This window comes from Cystobacter fuscus DSM 2262 (genome assembly GCF_000335475.2).
Taxonomy (GTDB): domain Bacteria; phylum Myxococcota; class Myxococcia; order Myxococcales; family Myxococcaceae; genus Cystobacter; species Cystobacter fuscus.
In genome coordinates this window covers 32260-58139 of sequence record NZ_ANAH02000067.1, presented here as the reverse complement: position 1 = coordinate 58139, position 25880 = coordinate 32260, and the positions used below count along the sequence as shown (strand labels likewise).

17 protein-coding genes are annotated in these 25880 nt (G+C 67.2%); 3 read left to right on the top strand and 14 right to left on the bottom strand.

The window, feature by feature from the left end:
• Positions 1–34 precede the first annotated feature (34 nt).
• The 7 genes from araD to D187_RS44215 all read right to left on the bottom strand — a co-directional run bounded on the left by araD (position 35) and on the right by D187_RS44215 (position 8864).
• A complete protein-coding gene (araD, locus tag D187_RS44245) occupies positions 35–733 on the bottom strand; it encodes an L-ribulose-5-phosphate 4-epimerase AraD (RefSeq protein WP_002631811.1) in 699 nt (232 codons plus the stop codon).
• Between the two features lie 39 nt (positions 734–772).
• Entirely contained in the window at positions 773–1888 is a 1116-nt protein-coding gene (yjfF, locus tag D187_RS44240) for a galactofuranose ABC transporter, permease protein YjfF (RefSeq protein WP_002631812.1), read from the bottom strand.
• Positions 1885–2961 (bottom strand): ABC transporter permease, encoded by a 1077-nt coding sequence (locus D187_RS44235; protein WP_002631813.1) that lies wholly within the window; start codon positions 2959–2961, stop codon positions 1885–1887. The genes yjfF and D187_RS44235 overlap by 4 nt, the downstream gene beginning before the upstream one ends.
• Positions 2958–4505: a sugar ABC transporter ATP-binding protein gene (locus D187_RS44230; protein ID WP_002631815.1), complete on the bottom strand. Its 1548-nt coding sequence runs from the start codon at positions 4503–4505 to the stop codon at positions 2958–2960. Before D187_RS44230 ends, D187_RS44235 begins: the two co-directional genes overlap by 4 nt.
• Before the next feature lie 32 nt (positions 4506–4537).
• Positions 4538–5509, bottom strand: coding sequence for an ABC transporter substrate-binding protein (locus tag D187_RS44225; protein WP_002631817.1), 972 nt, complete (start codon positions 5507–5509; stop codon positions 4538–4540).
• A 106-nt stretch (positions 5510–5615) separates the two neighbouring features.
• Positions 5616–7118: an L-arabinose isomerase gene (gene araA / locus D187_RS44220; protein WP_002631818.1), complete on the bottom strand. Its 1503-nt coding sequence runs from the start codon at positions 7116–7118 to the stop codon at positions 5616–5618.
• A 48-nt stretch (positions 7119–7166) separates the two neighbouring features.
• Positions 7167–8864, bottom strand: a complete 1698-nt coding sequence (locus tag D187_RS44215; protein WP_002631820.1) for a ribulokinase — start codon at positions 8862–8864, stop codon at positions 7167–7169.
• Positions 8865–9166: 302 nt separating this feature from the next.
• On the opposite strand from D187_RS44215, the gene D187_RS44210 reads away from it, so the two are divergent.
• Entirely contained in the window at positions 9167–10156 is a 990-nt protein-coding gene (locus tag D187_RS44210; protein ID WP_002631822.1) for a LacI family DNA-binding transcriptional regulator, read from the top strand.
• Positions 10157–10183: 27 nt separating this feature from the next.
• Here the strand turns inward: D187_RS44210 and D187_RS44205 are convergent, their stop codons facing one another.
• The 6 genes from D187_RS44205 to D187_RS44180 form a co-directional block, all read right to left on the bottom strand.
• Positions 10184–11560 (bottom strand): iron-containing alcohol dehydrogenase, encoded by a 1377-nt coding sequence (locus tag D187_RS44205; protein WP_002631824.1) that lies wholly within the window; start codon positions 11558–11560, stop codon positions 10184–10186.
• Between the two features lie 7 nt (positions 11561–11567).
• Complete coding sequence (gene mmsB, locus D187_RS44200) at positions 11568–12746, bottom strand: multiple monosaccharide ABC transporter permease (RefSeq protein WP_063725090.1); 1179 nt, start codon at positions 12744–12746, stop codon at positions 11568–11570.
• A gap of 35 nt (positions 12747–12781) precedes the next feature.
• Positions 12782–14311: a multiple monosaccharide ABC transporter ATP-binding protein gene (mmsA, locus tag D187_RS44195; protein WP_002631827.1), complete on the bottom strand. Its 1530-nt coding sequence runs from the start codon at positions 14309–14311 to the stop codon at positions 12782–12784.
• A gap of 73 nt (positions 14312–14384) precedes the next feature.
• Positions 14385–17453: an MGH1-like glycoside hydrolase domain-containing protein gene (locus tag D187_RS44190; protein ID WP_002631828.1), complete on the bottom strand. Its 3069-nt coding sequence runs from the start codon at positions 17451–17453 to the stop codon at positions 14385–14387.
• A gap of 122 nt (positions 17454–17575) precedes the next feature.
• Positions 17576–18640: a multiple monosaccharide ABC transporter substrate-binding protein gene (gene chvE, locus D187_RS44185; protein ID WP_002631829.1), complete on the bottom strand. Its 1065-nt coding sequence runs from the start codon at positions 18638–18640 to the stop codon at positions 17576–17578.
• Between the two features lie 59 nt (positions 18641–18699).
• The gene (locus D187_RS44180; protein WP_002631830.1) at positions 18700–20109 is read right to left on the bottom strand and encodes a glycoside hydrolase family 43 protein; all 1410 of its coding nucleotides are present in this window, start codon (positions 20107–20109) and stop codon (positions 18700–18702) included.
• 575 nt (positions 20110–20684) lie between these two features.
• On the opposite strand from D187_RS44180, the gene D187_RS44175 reads away from it, so the two are divergent.
• Positions 20685–22568: an RICIN domain-containing protein gene (locus D187_RS44175; RefSeq protein ID WP_002631833.1), complete on the top strand. Its 1884-nt coding sequence runs from the start codon at positions 20685–20687 to the stop codon at positions 22566–22568.
• Positions 22569–22666: 98 nt separating this feature from the next.
• Positions 22667–23989, top strand: a complete 1323-nt coding sequence (locus D187_RS44170) for a cell wall protein YJL171C/Tos1 domain-containing protein (RefSeq protein ID WP_155894015.1) — start codon at positions 22667–22669, stop codon at positions 23987–23989.
• Between the two features lie 21 nt (positions 23990–24010).
• On the opposite strand, the gene D187_RS44165 is transcribed toward D187_RS44170, so the two are convergent.
• Positions 24011–25747 carry an RICIN domain-containing protein gene (locus D187_RS44165; protein WP_002631835.1) on the bottom strand — a complete coding sequence of 579 codons (1737 nt, stop codon included), beginning with the start codon at positions 25745–25747 and terminating at the stop codon, positions 24011–24013.
• Positions 25748–25880: the final 133 nt, after the last annotated feature.

Here is a 25880-nt window from a genome sequence, read left to right as displayed (position 1 = left end):
GGCATGCGCCGCCGCGCGTGCCCGGCGGGCCGCGCTACTTCTGGCCGTAGTACGCGCTCGGTCCGTGCTTGCGCTCGAAGTGTTTGCGGATGAGCCGGTCGGGGAGACGCGCGGCTTCGGGATGAATCCCACGGGTGATGAAGGCCATCTTCGCGAGCTCCTCCAGCACGGCGGCGTTGTAGACCGCCTTCTCGGGGGTTTCTCCCCAGGCGAAGGGCGCGTGTCCGGCCACCAGCACCATGGGCGTGTGCAGGGGGTCGCGGTGGCGGAAGCATTCCAGGATCTGCTGGCCGGTCTCCATCTCGTAGTCGCGTTCCACCGCCTCGGCGCTCATGACCTCCGTGCAGGGCACATCCTCGGCGAGGTGGTCGGCGTGGGTGGTGCCATAGATGGGGATGGGCAGGTGCGCCTGGGCCCAGCCGGTGGCATAGGTCGAGTGCGTGTGGACGATGCCCCCCACGCCCTTGAGGTTGCGGTACAGGACGAGGTGGGTCCGCGTGTCGGAGGAGGGCCGCAGGGTGCCCTCGATGATCCTCCCCTCGAGGTCCACCACCACCATGTGCTCCACCTGGAGCTGGTCATAGGGCACGCCGCTCGGCTTGATGGCGAAGACGCCCGCCCGGGCGTCCAGGGCGGAGACATTGCCGAAGGTATAGATGGCGAGCCCACGCCGCGGGATCTCCATGTTCGCCGCCCAGGCTCGTTCTTTCAGTGCGTGGTATTTCGATTCCATGGCGCCTCGATGCCGTCTGGGAAGGGTGCTGCGTGGGGGTTACCCGCCCACCTGGGCGGTCTGCTCGATGGGGGAGGAAACGGGGTGGGTCTGCCCGGTGTCCTGCCGGGCCGCGCGGGTGGACCCCTGGCGCGCGGGCGCTCTGGCCAGCACCTTTTGCAGCAGGCAGAAGACGAGCAGCAGCAGGCCAATGACGATCTTCGTCCACCAGGAGCTGAGGCTGCCCTCGAACATGATGAGGGTCTGGATGGTGCCGTAGATCAACACGCCGACCAGGGTGCCCAGGACATGGCCCGCGCCGCCCGTGAGCAGGGTCCCTCCCACCACCACCGCCGCGATGGCATCCATCTCCATTCCCTGCGCGTGCAACCCGTAGCCGGAGAGCATGTAGAAGGTGAAGGCGATGCCCGCCAGGGCGGAACAGAAGCCACTGAACGTGTAGACGAAGATCTTCGTCCGCGCGACCGGCAGGCCCATCAGCAGGGCGGACTGCTCACTGCCGCCAATGGCATACAGCGTCCGCCCCAAGCGCGTGGAGTGCGCCAGGTACACCGCTCCGAGCAGGACCCCCAGCGCCATGACGACATTGACGGAGACGGAGGTCTCGAAGGGCAGGGGATAGCGGATCGCGGAGATGTCGGTGAAGAAGGGATGGGAGATGGCGATCGAGTCGACGCTGATGAGGTAGCAGAGCCCCCGGGCGAGGAACATGCCCGCCAGGGTGACGATGAAGGGTTGGAGCGAGAAGTACTGGATGACGACCCCATGGATCAGTCCGATGGTGGCGCCCATCAGCAGGACCAGCGGGATGACCAGCACGGGGCTCCAGCCCCGGTTCTCGACGAGGTGCGCCAGCACCATGGTGGTGAGCGCCGTCACCGAGCCCACCGACAGGTCGATGCCGCCGGAGATGATGACGAAGGTCATCCCGACCGCGGCGATCAGCAGGAAGGCGTTGTCGATGAACAGGTTGAGGAAGACCTGGAGGGAGAAGAAGCCGTCGAACGCGACCGAGCCCGCGCCGAACATCACCCCGAACAGTCCCAGGGTGACCATGAACGGCAGGTGCCGCGGATCCAGCCGGGGCCGCGCGGGCGCGCGAGCCGGGAGGGCGCGGGGCGCGGCGAAGAACCTGGAGTCGGTCTCGTTCCTCACAGTGCCTCCCCCAGCTTGCCCATCGAGGTGATGCGGTTGCGCACCCTGTCGGACTGCAGGATGCTGACGAGAAAGACGACGGCGGCCTTCACCACCAGCGTCACCTCGGGCGGCACGCCGACGGAGTAGATGGTCGTGGTGAGGGTCTGGATGATGAGGGCTCCCAGCACGCTGCCCACCAGCGTGAAGCGGCCGCCATTGAGCGACGTTCCTCCCAGGACCACCGCGAGGATGGCATCCAGCTCGAAGAGCAGGCCCGCGTTGTTGCCGTCCGCGCTCTTGACGTTCGAGCTGATGATGAGCCCCGCGATTCCGGCGCACAGGCCACAGAAGGCGTAGGCCCAGAAGGTGATGGCGCGCGCCCGGACTCCCGCGAAGCGGGCGGCGACGGGATTGAGCCCGACCGCCTCGATGAAGAGTCCCAGTGCGGTCCGGCGCGTGAGCACCAGCAGCAACAGCAGCACGGCGGTCACGATGAAGAGCGAGAACGGCAGCCCCGCGAGGAACCCGTTGCCGATGAAGAAGTAGGGGGTGTGGTAGATGGTGATGATCTGCCCGCCCGTAATGAGCTGGGCCACGCCGCGCCCCGCCACCAGGAGGATCAGCGTGGCGATGATGGGCTGCATGCCGAAGAAGGAGATGAGCGCGCCGTTCCACATTCCCAGTGCCATCGCCACGCCCAGGGCCGCGATGATGGCGAGCGGCATCGGATGGCCGGCCGCCTCTGGTGATCCACCGCCCGGAGTGAGCTGACCGCCGATCAGCGTCGCCGCCACCGCTCCCGAGATGGCCACCACCGCGCCCACCGAGATGTCGATGCCATGGGTGGCGATCACCAGCGTCAGCCCCATGGCGACGATCATCAGGGGCGCGGCGCGGTTGAGGATGTCGATCAGGCTGCCGTACAGATGGCCGTCCCGGACGGTGATGGAGAAGAAGTGCGCGTTGAAGGCCAGGTTGAACGAGAGCAACAGGGCCAGGGTGACCAGCGGCCAGAAGAGCCGTCCCCTGACCAGCGCTCGCAGGGACTCGGATGCCCGGGACGCCCCGGGGGACTTCGTGGCCGCGCTCATACCTGTCCCCCCGCGATGATCTTGAACACCATGCTCTCGTCCGCTTCGCCCGACTTGATTTCACTGACCTTGCGCCGGTCGCGCATGACCGCGATGCGGTCCGAGTAGCAGAGCACCTCCTCGATCTCCGACGAGATGAAGAGGATGGCCATGCCCTTGTCACACAGCTCCATCACCTTCCCCATGATCTCGTGCTTCGCCGCCACGTCGATGCCGCGGGTCGGCTCATCGAGGATGAGCATGCGCGGCTCGGTCGCCAGCCAGCGGGCGAGGAGGACCTTCTGCTGGTTTCCCCCCGACAGCTGCGAGATGGGCTTCTCCGCGCTCGGGGTCTTGATGCCGAGGGCCTCGATGTAGCCCGCCGCGAGCTCGTCCTGACGCTTGCGCGAGAGCGTGCGGAAGATGCCCCGCTTGGCCTGGAGCGCGAGCAGGATGTTCTCGCGGATCGACAGCTCGCCCACGATTCCCTCGTGCTTGCGATCCTCCGGGCAGAAGCCGATGCCGTGCTGGATGGCCTCCAGGGGGGAGGAGATCCGCGCGGCCCGGCCCTCGATCTTGATGGAGCCCTTCTCGGCCCGATCGATGCCGAAGAGCAGCCGGGCGAGTTCGGTCCGTCCGGAGCCCAGCAGCCCTCCCATGCCCAGGGCCTTGCCCCGCCTCACCTCCAGGCCCACGTCCTGGACCGAGCCCCGCCGGCCGAGTCCCTCCGCGCTGAGGAAGGGCCCCTCGGCCGAAGCGGGCGCCTCGTCCACGACGGCCTGCGTGCCCGCGGGGACACGCGCGCTCTTGCCCCGGCCCGGGCCCGGCCCGGCCACCTCGCGGCCGACCATCCGGGTGACCAGCTCGATACGCGACACCTCCTGGACGGGGTACTCGCCGACGAGCTCTCCGTTCCTGAGGACGGTGATGCGGTCGGAGATCTCGAAGACCTGCTCGAGGAAGTGGGTGACGAAGAGGATGGCCATCCCCTGCGCCCGGAGCTTCCTCATGACCGACAGGAGCATCTTCACCTCGTCCTCGGCGAGACTCGAGGTGGGCTCGTCGAGGATGAGGATCTTCGCCTGCGTGCTCAGGGCGCGGGCGATGGCGCACACCTGCTGCACCGCGATGGAGTAGGAGGAGAGGGGAGCGGTGACGTCGAGCTGGAGGTTGAGGTCCGCCAGCAGCGCCTCCGCCTTCTGGTGCATCTGCTTCCAGCGGATGGCAAAGGTCTCGGAGGCGTCCTGGCCGAGGCAGATGTTCTCGGCGACCGAGAGGTTCGGGCAGAGGTTGACCTCCTGGTACACCGTGCTGATGCCCAGCTTGCGTGCCTCGAGCGGGCTCCGGGGTTTGATCTCCTGACCTCGCAGCAGGATGCGGCCCGAGTCCGGACGATGAACCCCCGTGAGGATCTTGATCAGCGTGGACTTGCCCGCGCCATTCTGGCCCATGACGGTATGGACCTCGCCGGGCAGCAGGCGGAAGTCCACGCCCTGGAGCGCCTGGACGCCGGAGAATCGCTTCGAGATTCCCCTCATTTCGAGCACTGGAACGGTTGGCATCATGTTCCTCTCCTCCGCGCGCGAGGCTCTGGGGCTCAGTACTTGCGGTTCGGGAACTCGCGGGCGGCGCTCTCCTGGGGGAACACGGACTCCTGCGTGACGATGCGCCGGGGCACCTGCTTGCCGGCCACCACGTCCTTCACCAGGCGCATCAGCTGCGGCCCCAGCTGCGGGTTGCACTCCACCGTGCAGTTGAGCTTGCCGGCGATCATCGCCTCGAAGGCACCCTTCACCGCGTCGATGGACACGATGATCACGTCCTTGCCGGGCTTCAGGCCGGCCTCCTCGATGGCCTGGATGGCGCCAATGGCCATGTCGTCGTTGTGCGCGTAGAGCACGTTGATCTTCTTGCCCTCGGCCTTGAGGAACGCCTCCATGACTTCCTTGCCCTTGGCGCGGGTGAAGTCACCAGTCTGCGAGCGGATGATCTTGAACTTCGGCTGGTCCTTCAGGACCTCCTCGAAGCCCTTCTTGCGATCGATGGCGGGAGCGGAGCCCACCGTGCCCTGGAGCTCGACGATGTTCACCTCGCCCTTGGCGGCGAGCTCCTGGATGGGCGCGTAGCCGACGAGCCACTTCGCGGCGCGGCGGCCCTCCTCCACGAAGTCCGAGCCCAGGAAGGAGAGCCAGAGCGACTCGTCCTTCACGGAGACGGCGCGGTCGGTGAGGATGACGGGGATGCGGGCCGCCTTGGCCTCGCGCAGGACGGGCTCCCAGCCGGTCTCGACCACGGGCGAGAAGGCGATCACGTTCACCCGCTGGGCGATGAAGGAGCGGATGGCCTTGATCTGGTTCTCCTGCTTCTGCTGGGCATCGGAGAACTTCAGGGTGATGCCCTCCTGGGTGGCGGCCTCCTTGATCGACTGGGTGTTGGCCGTGCGCCACTCGCTCTCGGCACCCACCTGGGAGAAGCCGAGCACGATGGAGTCCTTGGCCAGCACGGCACCGGGAATCAGCGCGAGGAAGACGAGGACCGCGGAAGCGACCTTGAACGTGACACTCTTCATGGGGTGGCTCTCTGGAGGGAGGTACGGCTCTGGGGTTTGAGGAAGGGAAAGCCGTGTCACGCCGGGTGTCGGGCCCGCCGTGACACGGTGCGAAGCCGGCGCGCGGCTAGCGGGCCAGCCGGTAGGCGATGTCGTTCCAGCGCAGCTCGTTCTTGAGGGCGGTGAGGCTCGTCCCCGGACCGATGTGGATGAACTCGAGGCCCGCCATCGCCGCGAAGTCCTGGAGCTGGGAGACGGAGACGGCGCGGCTGAAGCCCGAGTGGTGCGCGCCGCCCGCGAGGATCCACGCCTCGCAGCTGCTCTTGAAGTCGGGCAGGGGCTTCCAGACGGCGTGCGCCACGGGCAGGTTCGGCATCGGGCTCTCGGCCTTCACCACTTCCAGCTCGTTCACGATCATCCGCATGCGCCCTCCCATGTCGACGAGGGTCGCGTTGAGCGCGGGACCGGTCCCGGCCGCGAAGACCAGACGGCAGGGCGGCGCCTTGCCGCCGATGTCGAGCGGGTGCACCTCGAGCGACGGCTTGCTGTCGGAGATCGACGGGCAGACCTCGAGCATGTGCGCGCCGAGCACGAGCTCGCGCCCCTTGGCCAGGTGGTACGTGTAGTCCTCCATGAAGGAGGCGCCCCCGGGGCGTCCCGCGCTCATCACCTTCATGACGCGCAGCAGCGCGGCCGTCTTCCAGTCACCCTCCGCGCCGAAGCCGTAGCCCTCCGCCATGAGCCGCTGGCAGGCGAGGCCGGGCAGTTGCTTGAGCCCGTGGAGATCCTCGAAGGTGGTGGTGAAGGCGCTGAAGCCGCCCTCGCGCAGGAAGCCGCGCATGCCGATCTCCTGCCGCGCCGCATCGCGCAGGCCCGAACGGCGCTCGCCGCCCTTCCGCAGGGCGGGGACGAGGGTGTACGAGTCCTCGTACACCGAGAGCTGGGCATCCACCTCGGCGTCGCTCACGTCGGCGATGCGCCCGACCAGGTCTCCCACCGCGTGGCCATTGACGGACCAGCCGAGCTGGATCTGCGCCTCGAGGCGGTCGCCGCCGGTGACGGCCACCTCCCTCATGTTCATGCCGCCGAAGCGGACGATCTTCATGCGCCGCGACTCGGCGAGGCCGCAGGCCGACCGCGCCCAGCCGTCGAGCTTCGTCAGGACATCCTCGTCCTTCCAGTAGCCGACGATGATCTTCCGCTCCAGCCGCAGCCGGGCCCCGATGAACCCGAACTCACGGTCGCCATGGGCGGACTGGTTCAGGTTCATGAACTCCATGTCGATCTTGTCCCAGGGCAGCTCCCGCTCGGTCTGGGTATGCAGGTGGGCCAGGGGCTTCTGGAGGCGCGACAGCCCGGCGACCCACATCTTCGACGGCGAGAAGGTGTGCATCCAGGTGATGACGCCCACGCAGTTCGGCGAGTTGTTGGCCTCCAGGCAGACGTTCTGGATGGCCTCGGCGTCGGTGAGCGTGGGCTTGCAGACCACGCGGACCGGCAGCTTGCCGCAAGAGTCGAGGTACTCGGCGATCTGGCGTGAGTTGGCGGCGACCTTCGCGAGGGCCTCGTTGCCATACAGGTGCTGACTGCCCGTGAGGAACCACACTTCCTGCGTCTTCAAGTCAATCATGCTCATGCTCCTGGTTCTCGTCCCGGTCCGGCTCCGGACCGGACATGCTCAAGGGTGGGCTTCGTCCTGCCGGGTCAGCTGCCTCTGCACGAAGCCGCCCAGCTCGAGGTACTTCGGATAGAGCGATGCATAGTGGTGGGCGCGTGCCGGGTCGGGCCGGTACGTCCGCTCGGTGCCGGGGGACATGGCCTCCTGCGCCGCCTCGACCCGGGGGTAGAGGCCCGCGGCGGTCGCCGCGAACATCGCCGCCCCCACCGCCACGGCCTGGTCGCCCGCGCAGACGGAGATCTCCATGTTCATCACGTCCGCCACGGTCTGCATGATGAAGGGGCTCTTGCGCGCCACGCCGCCAATGGCGATGGCACTGTCGAGCCGGACCCCCTCCGCGCGGAAGCGCTCGACGATGGCGCGCGAGCCGAAGGCCGTCGCCTCCACCAGGGCCCGGTAGAGCCGCGGGGCGTCCGTGCCCAGGGTGATGCCCGTGAGGGCCCCCTTGAGGCGTTGGTTCGCGTCGGGCGTCCGTCGTCCGTTCATCCAGTCGAGCGCCAGGAGCGAGCCGTCCTCGAGCGGAAGCTCCCTCGCGGCCCGCTCGAGCTCCGGAAGGATGCGATCCATGAGCGCGTCGCCGATGACGCGGCGGGCCTCCGGGTCGGCTCCGCCCTGGGAGGGAAGCAGGGCCTCGAGGGGCCAGCTGAGCAGCCGTTTGAACCAGGCATAGACATCGCCGAAGGCCGACTGTCCCGCCTCGTAGCCCATCATCCCCGGGATGATGGAGCCGTCGACCTGGCCGCAGATGCCCGGCACCAGCCGCTCCGGCCCCCGCGTCCGGGGCGCCACGACCATGTCCAGGCTGCTCGTCCCCATGATCTTCAGGAGTTGATGGGGCTTGATGTTGCCGCCCACCGCGCCCATGTGCGCATCGAAGGCGCCCACGGCGACGAGGGTGTCATGCGGCAGGCCCAGCTTCACCGCCCACTCCGCGGAGAGCGTGCCAAAGGGGATGTCCGAGGTGAAGGTCTCCTGCCCGAGCGAGGCCTTGAACTCGACCAGGCGCGGATGGAGCCGGGCGAGGAACTCATCCGCCGGGTAGCCGCCGAACTCGGCGTGCCACATCGCCTTGTGCCCCGCGGCGCAGCGGCTGCGCTTGAGCTTGCCGAGGTCCTCGCACCCGGTGAGGACGGCGGGAATCCAATCACACAACTCCAGGATGCTGACCGCCGCCTGGGACACCGCGGGATTGGTCTCCACGACGTGCAACACCTTCGCCCAGAACCACTCGCTGGAGTAGATGCCGCCCTCGTACTTCGTGAAGTCGGCCCCGCCCCAGGTGCGCGCCGTCTGGTTGATGCGCTCCGCCTGCGCCACCGCCGTGTGATCCTTCCACAAGAGGAACATGGCGTCCGGGTCCTCGCGAAACCCGGGCGTGAGCGCGAGGGGCACGCCGCGTTTGTCCGTGAGGATGGGCGTCGAGCCGGTGGTGTCGGCCGCGATGCCACGCACCCGGGACGCGACCTCTCGTCCCGCCCGCGCGGTCGCTTCCGTGATCGCCGCCTGCATCGTCTCCAGATAGTCCAGGGGGTGGTGGCGGAAGCGGTTCTCGTTCGGCTCGCAATAGAGCCCCCGGGCCCAGCGCGGATAATGCTGAACCGAGACACTCACCACCTCCCCATCCGCCGCGTCTGCGATCACCGCCCGGACCGAGTCCGTTCCAAAATCAATCCCGATGACAAACGCCCCGCGCTTCATGGGGACCTCCAAGTGGATTTCGAGGGGTGGGAACGTGACCAGGCTTTCCCGGCGAGCACATCCCATGGCCAAGAATTGTGAACGTTAACATGGAGGCCGTCAAGCAATGGCCACTGGAGGGAATACTTGATGCGTTGCGCCAGCGGATGACACGTTCCAGTCCGCCTGGGCCGAGTCGGGAACTGACCGGGAGTCGACACATTCAGGGGCGCGGACGACCGGACGGAGATAGGCTGTCGCGCATGAGCAGTGGATCACAGAAGGGAAGTAAGACTCGGAAGGGTGGGCGTGGGCCCGCCGTCATGACGGATGTCGCGAAGCTGGCCCGGGTCTCGCATCAGACGGTCTCGCGCGTGTTGCACGACAGTCCGAACGTGAAGGGGGAAACCCGCGAGCGCGTTCTCGCGGCCATCCGGCAACTCAACTACCGGCCCAACTCGGTGGCGCAGGCGCTGGTCACGGGGCGCTCACGGGTCATCGGGGTCGTCAGCCTGGACACCGTGCACTACGGTCCCGCGTCGACCCTGCTCGGCATCGAGGAGGCGGCGCACAACGCGGGCTACGCGGTCAGCATCACCAGCCTGCGCTCGCGCAGCCGCACCTCGGTCCTCGACGCGGTGCAGCTCCTGCGGGACCAGGCGGTCGACGGGGTCGTGGTCATCGCGCCCCATATCACCGCGTTGGAGGCCCTGCGCCGGTTGCCCCCGGACCTTCCCATGGTCGCGGTCGGTGCCGGCTCCACGAACGCGGTGCCCGTGGTCGCCGTGGATCAGATCGGCGGCGCGAAGGCCGCCACGCAGCACCTGTTGGATCTCGGCCATCGGACCGTCTGGCACCTCGCCGGGCCCGCGGATTGGATCGAGGCCGAGCAGCGCATCTCCGGGTGGCAGGCGGCGCTCAAGCAGGCCGGAGCTCCCGTTCCCGCCCTGTTGCGGGGGGACTGGAGTGCCCACTCCGGCTATGAGCTGGGCCGGCAGTTGCTGGAGAAGCCCGACGCGACCGCGGTCTTCGTGGCCAACGATCAAATGGCGCTGGGACTGCTGCGTCGGCTCCACGAGGTCAACCGGGAGAAGCCCCGGCAGATCAGCATCGTCGGCTTCGATGACATCCCCGAGGCGGGCTACTTCACGCCCCCGCTCACCACGGTGCGCCAGGACTTCGCCGAGGTGGGGCGGCGCTGCATCCACCTGCTCCTCGAACAGATCGAGGGCACGGCGAAGACCAAGGAGCATGTCCTGGTGCCCATCCAGCTCATCCTGCGCCAGAGCACCGCCGCGGCGAAGGCGCGCTGAGGCCGGCGGCGGGCGGTGCGCCGCCCGTCATTCCAGCGCGCCGCGCGAGATCAGGCCGAGGAGCGCGTCCTCCTGGCCCAGCTCGTGCGCGAGATCGAAGGTCGTGTAGCGGTTGCGCAGCAGCCGGGCATGACGGACGGGGGGCATCCCGTGGCGCGCGTCGATTCCCAGCTCCTCCAGCGCGAAGGGAAAACCGATGCGCTCCAGCAGCGCGATGGCGTCGGCGAGTTCCTTCAGCAGGGGCTCGGCCATGCCCTGGAGGACATCCCTCTGCCTGGCGAACGCATCGAGGCGCTGGGCCAGCGCCTGGCGGTCGAAGGTCCGGCCGCGCATCTCCCCTTCCATCTTGTGACGGAAGGGCACCATCGCCGCCTCCAGGCGCTCGTGCCAGGGCGGTGCCTGTTCCAGGGCGGTGAGCCGGGCTTCCACGTCCACCTCCACCTTTCCGAGCTGGCGGTACCAGCCGACGTAGCCGGGCAGCACGAGCCGGCACGCGGCGCCGACCAACAGTCCGTGCAGATCCTTCTCCTCCTCGGCCACCGCGCCCGCCATCTCCCAGAAATGCGCGATGGTGTGCTCGGCCGAGGCCGCTGGCCGTGAACTGCCCACCGCCTGCATCGCGAAGCCCGAGGCGAGCGCCGCCTCGGTGAGGGCGCGAACCGCCTCGAGGGGCTGGGTTTGCCAGGCCCGCGCGGCCGCCAACGCTTCCCGGGCCGAGTCGAGGGCCAGCCCGGCGAGGGGGGCACAGAAGGCCTCCCGCGCCACGAGCCGGGCGAGGTGCCAGTCCAGATGCGCCAGGTACTTGGCCAGCAGATCTCCCAGGCCCGCCAGGAACAACAGGCGAGGGGCGCGGGCGAGCACCTCCAGGTCCCCCACGATGACCTCGGAGGGCCGCGCGGGGACGGCTTGATGGTACCCCTCGAGGCGGAGCGCCGCGGTCGTCGAGCTGTAGGCATCCACCGAGGGGGCGGTCGCGATGCACCAGTTGGGCAGGCCGGTGTCCAGGGACACCTTCTTCACCAGATCGCTGATGACGCCGCTGCCCACGCCGACCAGGAGATCCGGCGACGCGGCCCGCACCTCGGCGGCGAGCTCCTGCGCCAGCGCCAGCGTCGGCACCGGCCGGGGTACTCCGGGAAGGATCCGCGAGACGAGCCTTCCGGCGTGGACGCTCGTCTTCCAGCGCTCCGCCGCGGCGGCTTCCGTGTGTTCATCGCTCAGGACCCAGATCGTCGGGCTCTGCCCCCACTGCCTCCGCAGGAGGCTGGTGGACTGCCGCAGCGCATCCTCCCCGATGATCACCTGCTTCACCTGGACGCGGTGGGGCCTGCCGCACGTGCAGGCGAGCACTCCATCGGGGCCGAGGCGGGAGAGGAATTGCTGGAGAGCCGACGAGGTGGACATACGCCCTCTACTTCTTGCGGTTGTAGACATCGACCGACACGGCGGCGAGGAGCACGAGCCCCTTGATGATCTGCTGGTAGTCGATGCCGATGCCGAGGATCGACATGCCGTTGTTCATCACGCCCATGATCAACGCGCCGATGACCGCGCCCGTGACCTTGCCGAAGCCGCCAGCGGCCGAGGCCCCGCCGATGAAGCAGGCGGCGATCACATCCAGCTCGAAGCCGAGGCCCGCCTTCGGGGTCGCGGTGTTGAGGCGCGCCGCGAAGATGAGGCCGGCGAGTGCCGCGAGCGCTCCCATGTTGACGAAGGCCAGCAGGGTGAGCCGTTCGGTCTTGATGCCGGAGAGCTTCGCGGCCTTCTCGTTGCCGCCGAGGGCGTAGATGCGCCGTCCCATCACGGTGCGGTTCGTCACGAAGGCATACAGGGCGACCAGCAGGGACATGATCAGGAGCACGTTCGGCATGCCGCGGTAGGTGGCGAGCAGATAGCAGAAGGACAGGACGAGCGCGGCGAGCAGCCCGTTCTTGAACGCGAAGAGGGCGAAGGGCGTCGTCTCGAGTCCATGTTGTTGCTGTTGGCGGCGCTGGCGAATGCCTCCCCACAGGCTCGCGGCCACGGTCGTGGCGCCCAGGAGCAGGCACGTGGCGTTGAGTGCCCCCCCACCGAACACGTCGGGGATGAAGCCAGAGCTCAGCTTCTGGAACCCGGCGGAGAAGGGACCGACGGACCGGCCCCCGAGCAGCGCGAGCTGCAGCCCCCGGAAGACGAGCATGCCCGCGAGCGTCACGATGAACGAAGGCACGCGCATGTAGGCGACCCAGTACCCCTGGACCCCACCGATGAGCCCGCCCACCGCCAGACAGAGTCCCATCGTCGGCAAGAAGGGCAGGCCGTACTCGACCATCAGCACCGCCGCGAGGCCCCCGACGAATCCGACCACCGAGCCGACGGAGAGGTCGATGTGCCCGGAGACGATCACGAGCAGCATGCCCAGCGCCATGATGACGATGTAGCTGTTCTGCAATACCAGATTCGTCAGGTTGAGCGGTTTGAGGAGCGTTCCCCCGGTGGACACCTGGAAGAACAGCATGATCGCCAGCAGCGCCAGCAGCATGCCGTAGTCACGGAAATGCGCCTTGAGGAAGCTCCCCACGGAGGGAAGCGAACGCGGGGCGGTCCGCAACGCTTGGGATTCTTGGGTCAGCCCGGTATCCATCGTCAGTGTGCTCCCTTGCGCATGATGGCCTGCATGATCTTCTCTTGTGACGCCTGCTCGGCCGTGAGCTCCGCCACGAGCGCGCCTTCGCTCATCACGAGGATCCGGTCGCACATGCCGAGCAGCTCCGGCATCTCGGAGGAGATCATCAGCACGCCCTTGCCCGTCCGGGCGAGCTCGTTGATGATCGTGTAGATCTCATACTTGGCCCCCACGTCGATGCCTCGGGTGGGCTCGTCGAGGATCAACACCTTGGGATTGGCGAAGAGCCAGCGGCTGAGCACCACCTTCTGCTGATTGCCGCCCGAGAGGTTCAAGGTCTCCTGATAGATGCTCGAGGAGCGGATCCGCAGCCGATCCCGGTACTCGTTCGCGACCGCGAGCTCCCGCACCTCGTCGATGACCTGGAAGCGCGACACCCCGTCCAGATGGGCGAGCGTCACGTTCTTGCGGATGTCCTCGGAGAGGATCAGACCATAGGTCTTCCGGTCCTCGGTCACGTAGGCGATTCCCTGGCGGATGGCCTTCTCCACCGTGCTGACGTCGACCTCCCGGCCCTCGACGCGCACGCGTCCGCTGATGTCACGGCCGTAGGTGCGGCCGAACAGACTCATCGCGAACTCGGTCCGGCCCGCGCCCATCAGACCGGCGATTCCAAGAATCTCCCCGCGGCGCAGCGTCAGGGAGACGTCCTTGACGACCCGCCGCGCGGGATGGACCGGGTGATGGGCCGTCCAGCCCTCCACCTCGAGGAGCACCTCGCCCGGGGCGCGGTCGCGCTTGGGATAACGGTCCGCCATGCCCCGGCCGACCATGCCCTGGATGATCCGGTCCTCGCTGACCGGCGCGCGGCGGCAGTCCAGGGTTTCGATGGTCGCTCCATCGCGCAGCACCGTGATCGAGTCCGCGACCCGGGTGATTTCGTTCAACTTGTGGGAGATGAGGATGGAGGTGATGCCCCGCTCCTTGAACCGCAGCAGCAGGTCGAGCAGCGCGCTGCTGTCGCTTTCATTCAGACTCGCGGTCGGCTCATCGAGGATGAGCAGCTTGACCTCCTTGGCCAGGGCCTTGGCGATCTCCACGAGCTGCTGCTTGCCCACGCCGAGCTCGGTCACGAGCGTGTCGGGGGACTCCTGGAGTCCGACCCGATCGAGCAGTTGCCGGGTGCGCGCGTGGGTCACGGACCAGTCGATGACGCCGTGCTCCGCCTGTTCGTTGCCGAGGAAGATGTTCTCGGCGATCGACAGCAGGGGGACGAGGGCGAGCTCCTGGTGGATGATGATGATGCCGAGCTTCTCGCTGTCCGAGATGTCCGAGAAGCGCCGCTCCTCGCCCTCGAAGTAGAGCTCCCCCGAATAGGTGCCATGCGGATGGACGCCGCTCAGCACCTTCATGAGGGTGGACTTGCCCGCGCCGTTCTCGCCGATCAACGCATGGATTTCGCCGGCCTGGACCGTGAGGTGGACGTCGTGGAGCGCACGCACGCCGGGAAACGTCTTGGTGATTCCCCGCATTTCGAGCACAGCGGTCATGAAGAAGTCCTGGTGAGAGGGAAGGCCCCGTGCGTCTGGTGCACGGGGCCCGTCATGTCAGCCGTCCGGGGCCTCACGGGGCCGCGGACGAGGGAGCGGCGGTCTCGATGCGCCACCGATGATCGTCGGTGCCGGTGTCGTGCCATTGCAGCGCGGGGGCCCCCACGGACCGGGACGCGTCCCGGATGCCCAGCACCATCCCGCTGTGGGCGTTCACGAGCTTGGAGTAGCCATTGCCCATGTCCACGATGGACCACAGGTGATCCCGGGTCAGGGTGTCGCCCCACTGCAGTGCGAGGGCGCCCGCGGCCGTGGATGCGTCGCGGATGCCCAGCACCTGTCCGCTCTGGACGTTGATGAGCTTGGAGAACCCGTTCTCCGCCGGGACCACGTTCCACTGGTGGGAGCGCGTCCCGGTGGCGGCCTGTTGCGACACCTCGGCGCCAAAGGCCATGGAGTCTCCCGTCACCGACAGCTCCAGGCCGCTGTTCTTGTTGACGAGCCGCACGGGCGGCGGCTGGGGGTACCACGACTGCAACTCGGTGACACCCACGAACTTCCCGCCCTGGGGCGTGAAGACGACGCGCAACTGAGACGTCGAGAGGACCGGGAAGGTCACCGTGTTGAGGTCATTGCCCACCGGTGTGGCCGGCGTCTTGACCTGGTTGGGAATGCTCCTCCACGTCTGTCCATCCAGGTACTGGACGTCATACGCGGCCGGCGCACGGATTCGATCACGGTCATCGTAGAGGTAGAGGCTCACCTGCTGGAGGGGCCGCACCGCACCGAAGTCCACGCCGAGGTGGTCGGTGGCATTCGGGGAGCCCAGGTTGGTCCACCGGTTGTCCGGGATGGTGTCATACCGGATCCACCCGTCGGTGGCCCGCATCGGCTGATCATAGGTGGTCGGCCGGCACGTCTGTCCGCTGTGGCATCGCGGCCCGTTGGACACCGGGTTGGTGTACGAGGCGAACGCGCGCGGGTAGGGCTGGGTGATCGCTCGGTTGAGCCAATCCTGCTCCATGGTCAGCGGATTGGCGGCCACGTTCATCATCCGCTGCCTGGCCGCCGGCAGCACCGTCGGGGCGACCTTGAGGGTCGTCTCTCCCAACGTGGCCGCGCTGTGGATCAACTGGCCATCCTGGATGACCCGGAGACCCGAGCCCTGGCCGTAGCGGGTGCCGTACCGGTCGAACACGAGGGTGAGCTTGTGGCCGTGATAGGGCAGATCCTGGACCGCGAAGTAATCCCAGGACGGTGACACCAGCGGCTTGAGCACCAGGGTGTCATTGGCCTGGGGCTTGATTCCCAGCAGGCCGGTGAGCACCAGATCGATGTAGGAGGAGTGGTTGTAGTGCTCGCTGAAGTTGAAGCCGTCGTAGATCCACTGGCCGGTGTCGCCGTTGGCCGCCTCGGCCACGTAGGGCTTGCCCTCCTTGTACTGCAGCGCCGTGAAGTCGCTGAGCATCTCCCGGTAGTCCGCTGCCGTGATGTAGGACTGGGCCGGGTAGTTCTGGAGCAGATTGGCCAGACCGGCGAGCACCTGGCTGGTCTGGAACGGCCAGCTCGGACCGTTCCAATGGCAGCAGTTCCAGTCCTCGCGATTGGGCTGGGACGGGAGGGCCTGGTAGTTGAAGTAGGGATTGGCGGAGATCTTGTCCAGCTCGGCGTAGCCGGTGCCCTTCTGGAACTTCAAGGCGTTGGACCCGGCACGCATCGCGACCTGCACCGTCACGAATTGCTGAGCGGAGAACTGGCCCCAGGCAGAGGTCGCCGGGTAGGTGACGGTCTGCGGCGTCGACGCGCCGTTGACGAACAACTGATGCGTGCTGCTGGCTCCCGTCGCGTTGGCGTAGAACACCTTCACCGGGTACGTGCCGTCGCCCGGTGCGTCGACCGTGAAGGTGACGCTGCTGGTGGCCAGGTCGATCTGGCCGATGTACGAGCCGTTGGAGGCAGAGCCCGAGGTCCACCGGGTGGCGTTGGCGATGATGGCCTGCTCGGCCTCGAGCGGGTGCATGCGCTCGAGCGTGGTGGGGCCGTAGGCGGCGCCAAAGCCGTCGGGATGGGTCAGGAACTGCCAGGCGGACGAATACTGCGCGTCCGGAAGGTTGTAGGCCCAGGGCGCGTACCCCATCAGCTCGCGCCAGGTGGTCCGCGTGCCTTTCAAGGCCCCATTGGAGTCGTCGTAGGTGGTGTACACCTGGAAGAAGAAGGAGCGCTGGGGATCCCACAGGGCCTTCTGCACGCCGTCCTTGATGGACGCGGCCCTGGACGCGTAATCGTCGGCGGTCGCGGTGTCTCCGGCGGTGCGGGCGAGCTTGCTGATCGCGGTGGCAGCGGCGTACATGTAGGCATTGATGGTCGGGCGGTAGCCGGCACCGCCGCCGAACCAATTGCTGCTCTTCATGGACGTCTCGGTGTACTCCGTCGCGTCCGACAGCGGCGATTGCCAGTACAGCTTCGCGTTCGACGCTCCACCGTTGAGGGGGAAGTTGTCGACGAGTCGGGCATTCCAGCGCTGGTACAGCCCGATGAGCTCCGGGAGGCGGGAGATCAGATCCCGCTGATCTCCGGTCACCAGCGCCCGTTGATAGGCGGCATCGATGATCCACTCGGAGAAGTTCAAGGTCCCGGTGTAGCCGGCACCGCGCAGCCAGAAGTCCAGGTAGTCCCCGGCGTAGTCCGGATTGGCGAGCCACCGTCCATCCTGGATGTGGTAGCCGGCCGCATCTGGAAGAGCCGTGTAGGGGTTGCCGGCGTAGCCGATCGGGACGTCATACTCCGTGGAGACATAGCCCGTGCCGGGCACGGTGTAGCGCAGCGCCCGCTTGTAGGTGCTCCATCGGTAGTAATAGACCTCGTCGAGCTTGTCGTCCGGCGTGTCCAGGAAGGGGATGTTGTCCTTGTACCACTGGGGCTCGTCGAGACGCTGCGCCGCCAGGATCGCATCCCGGTTCAACGGTCCGGCAAGAGCCGACACGACCGGTTCCGGGGCCACGGACTCCGCGGCGACCGGTCCCGGCGCGACGGGTTCTTCCTTCACGGTCGTGGCACGCTGGCAGCCCACGTGCGTGAGGCCGAACAGGGCGAAAGTCAGACCCAGTCCGACTGCACTGGAACGGGATGCGGATGTTGCCATGTGCTTTCTCCAACTCGTCGGGTGGGGGAGCCATGCGTCGACGCTCGGCTCCTCGCCACCGCGGGCGAGCAGACGGTTCACGGCCCGGAGGCCGCGAGCGTTGACATGTCTTGCCGTGGAACCTACTTGAGTTGGTTGTCCTTGTAGTAGCCGCTGTCGACGAGGACCTGCTTCCAGTTGGTGGCGTCGATGCTCACGGGCTTGAGCAGGTAGGAGGGCACGATCTTCGCCCCGTTGTTGTAGGTCTGGGTGTCGTTCACCTCGACCGTCTTCCCGGTGAGGACGGCATCCACCATGTTGGCCGTGACCCGGGCGAGCTCGCGGGTGTCCTTGAACACCGTGGACGTCTGCTCCTTGGCGAGGATGGACTTCACGGAGGGCACCTCCGCGTCCTGGCCCGTCACGATGGGCATGGGCTGCGTCGGGGTTCCATAGCCAACGCCCTTGAGCGAGGAGAGGATGCCGATGCTCAGGCCATCATAAGGGGAGAGGACGGCGTCCACGCGCTTGTCGGCGTAGTAGGCACTCAGCAGGTTGTCCATGCGGGCCTGGGCGACGGCACCGTCCCAGCGCAGGGTCGAGACCTTGTCCATTCCCACCTGCCCCGAGCGCACCACGAGCTTGCCGCTCTCGAGGTACGGTTTGAGCACGGACATGGCGCCGTTGTAGAAGAAGAACGCGTTGTTGTCGTCGGGCGAGCCGCCGAAGAGCTCGATGTTGAAGGGGCCCTTGCCCTCCTTCAGGCCGAGCGCCTTTTCGATGTAGCCGCCCTGGAGCACCCCCACCTGGAAGTTGTCGAAGGTGGCGTAGTAGTCGACGTTCTTCGAGTCGCGAATCAAGCGATCATAGGCGATGACCTTGATGCCCTGATCGGCCGCCTGCTGCAGCACGTTGGACAGGGTGGTGCCGTCGATGGCGGCGATCACCAGCACCTTGGCGCCCTTGGTGAGCATGTTCTCGATCTGGGCGAGCTGATTCGGGATGTCGTCCTCCGCGTATTGCAGATCGACCTTGTAGCCCTTCGCCTGGAGGGCCTTGACCATGTTGTTGCCATCGTCGATCCAGCGGGCCGAGGACTTGGTGGGCATCGAGACGCCGATGGTCGCCTTGTCCTGGGTGCACGCGCCAGCCATGAGCGCGAGCGCACCCAGCGCGATTGCCACCACCATGGAGCCAATTGATTTCATGTCGTTTCTCTCACCTGCGTTGGGGGTCGTGCACCGAGGTGCATGGGAGGGGTTGTCACTCAGCGGGTCAGGGCGAAGGTCGCATCCTCCCGGTCGGTCAGCGGCGAGGAGGCGTTGATGGGATCGATGCGCAAGCGGAAGCCCTGGTGGCGCAGGACCCGATCCGAGTAGTTCCAGGACCGCAGCGTCGTCCAGGAGGCATTGGCCAGGCCGGCCGTGCGCGTGAAGGTCGCGTCCGCGGCGAAGCCGGCCGAGCCGTCATCGCGCTCCAGGCGCACCTCGAAGCCCGAGTGGCGCAGGTAGAGGCCCGGATCGGTCACCGACTGCAGCGACACGCCGCTCGAGCTGGCGAGCCCGCCCACCAGGCGGAACTGCGAGTCCGTATAGGGGTCCATGGGGTAGGGGTCCACACGGCCCTCGTAGTTGGCGTGGCGCACGTAGCGGTCGGGGTAGTTGTACGACTTGAGGCGGATCCACGCCGGCGTGCCGTAGCGGCTGAGCAGCGCGGACTTCTCCGCCGAGGTGAGGGCCACGATGGTGGCGTGCTTGGAGTTGATGGGCTGCGTGTACAGGCGCTGGCTCAGTGGCTCCCAGGCGTCCTGGGTGATGTTCCCCGAGCGCCAGGCGAAGAAGCGGCCGTTGACCGGCGTGTAGATGTCCCCCCACATCGTCCACTCGTCGCGGTCGAGCGACTTGACGACGATGGGGGCCTCGGTGGCACCGAGCCCATCGAAGGCCCGCGTGTAGATGGACGCGTTGAAGGCGCCCGGCGTCAGCGACGTGGAGCGTGCCCCCATGAGGCGGCTGTCGCTCGTGCGCTTGAAATACAGGTAGTTGACGCCGCCGTGGGAGTGCATCGTCGCGTCGAGCACGTTGAAGCCCGGGTCGAAGTACGTCTGGGCCGCCGAGAAGGTGACGAAGTCGCTCGTGTAGTTGACGAGGATGACGTCGCGCGTGCCGTTGAAGGCGGAGTAGATGACCGCGTACTGCCCGCGCTGGGCGTCCCAGAAGGACTCGGGCGCCCACGAATGGGTCGGCAAGTCATGCAGCTTCACCCGCCGGTAGTTCTCGAAGGACGTCAAGCCACGGGAGTCCCAGACATGGATGAACTGGTTCTGCTTGGAGAAGTCGAGCCCGTAGAGGTCCGTGGCCAGGACGACGAAGGTGCCGTCCTGCTTGCGCAGGATGAACGGGTCGCGCAGGCCCTTGGTGCCGAGGGTCGGCGTCACCACGGGCGCGTTCTGGTTGAGCGGCGTCCACTCACGTCCGTCGTCGCTCACCGCGAGGTGCAGGCCATAGTCGCTGGCCAGTCCATTGGGGGACTCGGTGAAGTAGCCCATGGCGAAAGCGGACGCGCCTGTCGTCTGGGCCCACGCTCCCGGGGCCATGAGCACGAGGTACAGGGCGCTCAGCATGGAGGTCAGCGCGGCGAGGCGGGGAGGGCGTGGGAGCGGGGGGGCGCTGAACATCGAATCTCCGGGGTGAATTGTGAGCGTTCACATCCCTGCGGCGGTGCGAAGGTACCAACGGATGAAACCCGCGTGCAATGACAAACCCGAAGGAACAGGGAGGCGGTCTCATGACGCGCTGCCCTGGACCCGGCGCGCCTCGGCCATGATGCATCGCGCCGTCAGGGATTGAATGGCTTCGGAGGCCCTGCTGGCACGAGTCAGGAAATGGCTGGCACGAGTCATCCGCTCACGCGGGGTGTGATTTTCCGCTCGGCCTCCGCCCGTGGCGCCTGCGCTCGGAGCGGACGGCGCTCCTCCATGGCTCTGTCCGGTGTCAAACACTCACTGCCGTGGGGGTGTTGGGCGCGAGTCCGTGCCGGAATCCATGATGCACCGCGCCGTCTGAGATGTGGTTGACAATGTTCGTGGATGAGCGCAGCTTCGGCCGAAGAGATGTGAGCGTTCACATCTCCCGTTCCCGCACCGGACAGGCTGCTCCTTTTGCTGGCATGGCCATCCAGGGCCTCGTGCCCCGGTGATGGTCAGACCGGCTTCGCGCGCAGGTGTCCGCATCCCCTGATCGAAAGTGAGACATGGCACACTCCCGGGCGTTCACCGCGTTGCTGCTTGGCCTGGCCGTTCTGGTTCTCCCCGCTACCCCCGCGCGAGCGGTCGGTGAGACCACCTTCCGCAACCCCTTGCTGGGGGATGGAGCGGACCCCTGGCTGCAGTACTACAACGGCAACTACTACCTGGCGACGACGACCTGGTCCTCGCAGATGATGATGCGCAAATCGCCGACCCTGGCGGGGCTGAGTACCGCGACGCCGGTGGTGATCTGGTCGGACACCACGGCCAGCCGGTGCTGTAACTTCTGGGCTCCCGAGTTCCATCGGCTCAATGGCCCCAATGGGTACCGCTGGTACTTCATGTTCACGGCCGGCACGGGGGGGAACTTCGATAACCAGCACCTGGTGGTGCTCGAGAGCGCGGGAGACGATCCCATGGGGCCCTATGCCTTCAAGAGCGAGCCCCAGGGCACCGGCTGGAACATCGATGGCTCCTATCTCCAGGTCAACGGCTCGCTGTACCTGCTCTCCTCGGCGTTCGAGGGCAGCAACCAGAACATGTGGATCGCCAAGATGAGCAACCCCTGGACCACGAGCGGTACGAAGGTGTTGCTCTCCAATCCCACGTACAGCTGGGAGACGCAGGGTGCCCCCGTCAACGAGGGACCCGTGGTCCTGCAGCGCGGCGGCAAGACCTTCCTCATCTACTCGGCCAGCTTCTGCGGGACCCCGGACTACAAGCTCGGAATGTTGACGCTCACCGGGAGCGATCCGCTGAGCCTCTCCTCCTGGAAGAAGTCCGCCAACCCCGTGTTCCAGCGCTCCGACGCCAATGGGGTCTACGGGCCGGGTCACAACGGCTTCTTCACCTCGCCGGATGGCACGCAAAGCTGGATCGTCTACCACGCCAACAGCGCCGCCAATCAGGGCTGCTCGCGGACGCGCTCGACCCGTGCGCAGGCCTTCACCTGGAACTCGGATGGCACGCCCTCTTTCGGCACTCCCGTCCCCCTCGGCACGTCGCTCGCGGTTCCCTCCGGGGAGCGCTCGCCCATCACCACCGCCGTGCGCGGCGCCGCCTACAAGCTGGTGAGCCGGTCGGCGAACAAGTGCATGGGGGTCAGCGGGGGCGCGAGCGGCGATGGGGCGAGCGCGGTCCTGGCCTCCTGCTCCAGTGCGGCTACCGGTTGGGTGCTCGATCCGACCGCGGACGGGTACTACCGGTTGGTGAACAGCAGCACCGGCAAGTCCCTGGACGCCGTCAACTGCGGCACCGCGGACGGCACCCGCGTGGGCCAGTGGTCGTGGTTGGGCAATGCGTGCCAGCAGTGGATGCCCGTGGCCACCTCGGAGGGGTGGTTCCGTCTGCAGAACCGCAACAGCGGCAAGGTGCTGGACGTGGCCAACTGCGCGAGCGCGGACGGGTCGGCCGTGAACCTGTGGTCCGGGTTGGGCAACACCTGTCAGGAGTGGCAGCTCCAGCCGGTGGGGCCGGTGGCGATCGTCAACGTCTCGAGTGGCAAGGTGCTGGACGTGGCCAACTGCGGCACCGCGGACGGCACCCGCGTGAACCAGTGGAGCTGGCTGGGGAACAACTGTCAGCGGTGGAATTTCACCCCCACCGGAGATGGGTACTTCCAGCTCTCGCCAGTCTCCAATGCCGGAAGCTGTCTCCTCATCGAGGGGGCTTCCACCGCCAACTCCGCCCGCACCGTCACGGGCTCCTGCTCGGGCACCCACTCCCAGTGGCGCATCGAGCCGCTGGCGGATGGCACCGCCCGGCTCATCGCCCGGCACAGCGGCAAGGCCCTCGAGGTGTCCGGCTGCTCCTTGGCCGAAGGGGGCACGGTCCAGCAGTACAGCTGGCTGGACAACACCTGCCAGCGATTCCACCTGCGGCCCTACTGAGATCAGCCTGGGATTGAACGAGATCATCAAGGAGCTGACCTGTTCGTGACGCCTGATCTCGTTTGATCCAGTCGATTGCCGATGATAAGTCAACACAGATGAACGTAGTCACAGACAGCAGGCTTGGTGGGAGTGGCCGGCGCCTCCGATTCCTCATCACCGCGGCCATCCTGGGGATCGCAGGCGTGGCGTGCAGCGCCGACCCGAAGGCCGACGGCGCTGCCCCCTCCAAGCCGGGCGGCGAACCCGCCGTTCCCACGCACGAGCCCCCCACGCCGTCGAACACGGGGCCCGCGACCCGGGGCGGCACGATGACCTTCACCAATATCGGCGCCACGGGCTACTGGGGCCGCCGGATCGAGGCGAGCGAGGGCGACCCGCGCTGCGACGTCGAGGCGCGATGGATCAGCTACCCCTGGGGAGGTAAGGAGTACTGCTGCCGCACCAGGCACCAGGTAACGAGCAACCGCCTGTCCCCGTACAACGAGCAGATGACGCTGGTCCTCGAAGGGCCGATGCGCGTCAAGCAGTTCGCCGTCTACCAGCCGGTCGCGGAGCCCACGGGCGCATGGGCCATCAAGTCGTTCTGGGACCGGCGGGCGCCGACCACGTTCCAGAACCTCCACATCTCCGGGCCCGGAGACAAGACGCCGTTCACGGGTGACCTCGGGAACAACTGCGCGTTCTACGCCATGCAGGACCGCAAGTTCCCCTGCGGTCCGGGAAGCAATCCGTACTGCCCCGGCTCGGCGCTGGACTACGACGGTTGGCCGGGTTCCAAGCTCGTGGTGCTGCTCGCCTCCATGCCCTACGCGGATGATCCGACGCTCAAGCCGCTGAGCTGCATCAAGCCCGGAGAGGACGAGCGCCAGCAGGACGCGCCGTGGATCGGCTTCAGCCCCTCGGAGCTCAACCGCGACGGGTGGTCGGGCTATCACCCGTGTCACTGCTTCGCGAACACGAACGGGGCCGTGGGCGACGGGTGCGGCCAGATCAACGTGTTCGAGGTCGTGGCGGAGTCGTCGGGCAGCCAGTGGGGCAACCGCGACATCATCAGCACGGGGCTCAGGTCGTTCCAGGTCGGCAGCCTCGGCGGGTCCGTGTGCGGCATCGCTGGCTGTGGCATCGGCCAGTTCGATCCCGGCTCCGATCTCCTCGACGCGCGGGCGCTCAAGGCCATGGAGCGTGGCGCGGTGATCGACGCGGACAACCGCGCGAGCGCCTATGCGCCGGTGTGGCGCCGGCCGCTCGACGACCGCTACTTCGCCATCCTCCTCGACGAGCAGTCGCGGGTCGTGCAGGTGATGATCCTCCACCCGGGCAACCTCCCCGGCGCGGCCCGCGCCCTGCTGCCCGCGCTTCCGAACGAGGTCTCGCGCGCGGCGATCGATGGGCTCGTGGGGCTCCGCGTGCCCCAGTGACCGCGGAGGCCCAGGGCCGTGTCACGGCGCGAAGCGGAAGCTCTCGTTCGTCGTCCAGCCGCACGGCCACTGGATCAGCGACCCGCCGTCGTCCATGGAGCCGCCCGCGATGTCCAGGCATTGGTTGCTGTGCTTCGCCTGGATCGCGAAGTAACCGTTGCCGTACGGGAGCAGGCGGAAGCGCTGGTTGTCGCCGCCGTTGCAGGTGTGCTGGACGACGTTCGTGCCGGCCGTCATGGAAGCTCCGGCCACGTCCATGCACTTGCCGCTGTGGCGTGCGCGCAACGTGAAGAAGCCGTCTCCCGTCGACTCGAGCAGCCAGCGCTGGTTGTCCACGCCCCAGTTGGAGAACTGGGTGAGCGCCACCCCATCGCTGGTGCTCGCCCCAGGGACATCGATCACCTTGCCACTGTGCTGGAGGTAGAGGGCCGTATGGTCCGTGCCCGCCGGGTCGTTCTGGAAGGGCATGTTCTCACCGAGGGAAGACCGACCGCAGCCGTCCTTCGCGCAGCCACGCATCGAGCGCAGGTCTCCCGTCTGTTCGATCGGATGACCGATGCCATCGAAGCAACCCGAGCCCGTGCAGTTCATCCACGCGGGCGAGTTGCCGCCCCGGGTGAGGGGCACGAGGTTGTTCCAGGTATCCATGTGGTAGTCGTTGCCGCCGGGATTGCGAAAGTCCTCGAAGTAGAGGCAGCCGCCCGAGCCCCCGGAGTCGTGGTAGGTGCCGTGGGCGTTCTTCCCGACGTAGCCGATGGGATGCGTGCCCTCCACGGTCTCGAACGAACCGGCTTCCCGGCTGTACCACCCGCCGTGCTGGTAGAACGCGACCCGGCTCAACCGCCCATCGACGACCAGGACCGCCACCGACTCCCAATCCGCGGCGTGCGAGCCCGAGCTGACGAAGCACGTGCTCTGCCACGCATAGAAGTACCAATAGCGGATGAGCACCGTGTTCGTCCCGACCTGGGTGGCGGTGTAGTACGCCGGGACCCGGTTGTTCTGAATCGTCGAATAGTCCTTGTTGCAGAGCGAAACGGGGGATGCGCCTCGCGCGCGTTGCTCGAAGTACGTGGCCGCGTCGCTCGGGAAGCACTTGCTCTGCTCGCCGGAGCCCGTGGTGGTCTCCTGGTCGAAGCGCAGGCGAGGCGCGTATTTGGCCGCCATCGCGCTCAAATCGAAAGACGGCCCGCCGTTGTCCGCCTGGCAGAGATAGAGCTGCTTGTTGTCACAGTAGCGATCCCAGCATCGGACACCCGCGAGGTACATGGACTCCGGGGCCACGAACTTCCCGCCGCTCTCTTCCGAGATGGACTCCGTCCAGTAGCAGTTCGAGCGCACGCCGCCGTTGTCGATCTGCGAGCACCGCAGGGCGATGCTGTCGCAGTAGTCACCGGAACAGCCCAGGCCCGTCACGAAGCCGTTGTCGCCGCACACCTGCTCGTGCGCGCCCTCTTCGGAGAAGGAGTCCGTCCACCAGCTGTTCGTCTGCGTGTATCCGGACTCCACGTTGAGCAGGCTCACGCTGTCGCAGTAGCGGCCGCTGCAGCGCAGGCCGTGCGTCAGGAAGGCAGGACCGCTCTCGATCGCGGGCGCGCCATCGGTGGTCCATGGCAGCCAGTGCGGAGGATGGATCTCGGTATGGAAGTACGTGCCGCGCGCGTCGGCGGTGGGCACGCCGAGCAGCTGGGGCTCGGTGACCAGGGCGAACATGAGCAGAGAGGCGCCGACAGCGACGCCGATGTTCTTGATCTTCATGGCTCTCGTGGGGTGAGGGGTGCGCTGCCACGGGGCCGGATTCCTGGTCGCCGTCGGGCGACGACCGGCCTCGTCACCAGTAACCGATGGTTGACGAGAGCATACAGGAGCGCCGCACGACGTATAGGACGCA

Coding starts and splice junctions, on each gene's coding strand:
- araD (WP_002631811.1), bottom strand. CDS start 733: ATGGAATCGAAATACCACGCACTGAAAGAACGAGCCTGGGCGGCGAAC.
- D187_RS44235 (WP_002631813.1), bottom strand. CDS start 2,961: ATGAGCGCGGCCACGAAGTCCCCCGGGGCGTCCCGGGCATCCGAGTCC.
- D187_RS44230 (WP_002631815.1), bottom strand. CDS start 4,505: ATGATGCCAACCGTTCCAGTGCTCGAAATGAGGGGAATCTCGAAGCGA.
- D187_RS44225 (WP_002631817.1), bottom strand. CDS start 5,509: ATGAAGAGTGTCACGTTCAAGGTCGCTTCCGCGGTCCTCGTCTTCCTC.
- araA (WP_002631818.1), bottom strand. CDS start 7,118: ATGATTGACTTGAAGACGCAGGAAGTGTGGTTCCTCACGGGCAGTCAG.
- D187_RS44215 (WP_002631820.1), bottom strand. CDS start 8,864: ATGAAGCGCGGGGCGTTTGTCATCGGGATTGATTTTGGAACGGACTCG.
- D187_RS44210 (WP_002631822.1), top strand. CDS start 9,167: ATGACGGATGTCGCGAAGCTGGCCCGGGTCTCGCATCAGACGGTCTCG.
- D187_RS44205 (WP_002631824.1), bottom strand. CDS start 11,560: ATGTCCACCTCGTCGGCTCTCCAGCAATTCCTCTCCCGCCTCGGCCCC.
- mmsA (WP_002631827.1), bottom strand. CDS start 14,311: ATGACCGCTGTGCTCGAAATGCGGGGAATCACCAAGACGTTTCCCGGC.
- D187_RS44190 (WP_002631828.1), bottom strand. CDS start 17,453: ATGGCAACATCCGCATCCCGTTCCAGTGCAGTCGGACTGGGTCTGACT.
- chvE (WP_002631829.1), bottom strand. CDS start 18,640: ATGAAATCAATTGGCTCCATGGTGGTGGCAATCGCGCTGGGTGCGCTC.
- D187_RS44180 (WP_002631830.1), bottom strand. CDS start 20,109: ATGTTCAGCGCCCCCCCGCTCCCACGCCCTCCCCGCCTCGCCGCGCTG.
- D187_RS44175 (WP_002631833.1), top strand. CDS start 20,685: ATGGCACACTCCCGGGCGTTCACCGCGTTGCTGCTTGGCCTGGCCGTT.
- D187_RS44170 (WP_155894015.1), top strand. CDS start 22,667: ATGAACGTAGTCACAGACAGCAGGCTTGGTGGGAGTGGCCGGCGCCTC.
- D187_RS44165 (WP_002631835.1), bottom strand. CDS start 25,747: ATGAAGATCAAGAACATCGGCGTCGCTGTCGGCGCCTCTCTGCTCATG.